At 74.7% G+C, this 1,130-nt stretch carries 2 pseudogenes; both read left to right on the forward strand.

Going from position 1 to position 1,130, the window contains the following annotated elements:
- A pseudogene (locus GT030_RS15935) lies at positions 1-424 on the forward strand (pyridine nucleotide-disulfide oxidoreductase); the annotation flags it as partial.
- Between the two features lie 234 nt (positions 425-658).
- Positions 659-1,130: pseudogene (locus GT030_RS15940) on the forward strand (hypothetical protein); the annotation flags it as partial.

Consider the following 1,130-nt stretch of genomic DNA (forward strand, 5'->3'; position numbering starts at 1 on the left):
GGTCTACCGCGCGGTCGGCTACCTCTCGGACAAGCTGCCCAAGCTGCCCTGGGACCTGGAGACGGGCACCGTCCCGGACGAGGGCGGCCGGGTCATCGAGGAGGGCGGTGCCCACCTGACGTCGACGTACGTCACGGGCTGGATCAGGCGCGGCCCGGTCGGTCTGATCGGTCACACCAAGGGCGACGCCAACGAGACGGTGGCCAACCTGCTGGACGACCACGCCAACGGCCGGCTGCACACGCCGTCCGCGCCGGACCCGGAGGCCGTGTACGCCTTCCTGTCCGGGCGGGGGGTCCGCTTCACCACGTGGGACGGCTGGTACAAGCTGGACGCCGCCGAGCGCGCCCTCGGCGAGCCGCACGGCCGCGAGCGCGTGAAGCTCGTGGAGCGCGAGGACATGCTCCGGGAGAGCGGCGCCTGATCCTCTGGTGCGCGCGTGCGGCCGAACGACGACGAGACCCCGACGAGACCGGTGAGCCCGCTCTCGTCGGGGTCTCCCGTACCCGGCCCCCACGGGACGCGCACGAGGCGCACCACGGGCGCACCCGACCGCGCGCGCCCCTGCCCGACGCGCCGCCCCGGCACCCGGCGCCCCGATGGCGGGGCATACCGGTGATACTGGAACGCGCACCGGCCCCCACCAGCAGATTGGCCCATGTCGAACTCCGCCACCGACCGCGCCCCCGTCCCGCAGACGATCTGGGCGGCCCGCGGCCGTCACACCGGTCCCACCCCCGAGGACGTCGTACGCCGCACCCTGAGAGAGCGCCGGGCGAGCGGGGATCTCGACGACTTCTCGGAGCCGCCCGTCCCTGCGGGCTCCACCGACCGCGTCTTCGAGGCGCGCTGGCGCGCCGGGGGCACGATCACCGTTCGGGCCCGGCTCACCCTCGTCTCCGTGCCGGAGCGGCCGGGGCACGAATGGACGCTCGTCGCGGAGGCCGAGCGGCTGTGGGAGGAGGCGTGGCCCTCACCGGCCACTCTGTTCTGGCCCGACTCCGGCTCCGCGTCCGAGGACGGCGAGTGGGACCACCACCCCACCGTGCCGGGGCTGCGGTTCCGGCAGGTCAACGCGCTGCCGCTGGACGACAAGGAGATGCGCAGGCGACTGCGGGACGCCGCCCGTG

The organism is Streptomyces sp. SID1328, assembly GCF_009865595.1.
Classification (GTDB): domain Bacteria; phylum Actinomycetota; class Actinomycetes; order Streptomycetales; family Streptomycetaceae; genus Streptomyces; species Streptomyces griseoluteus.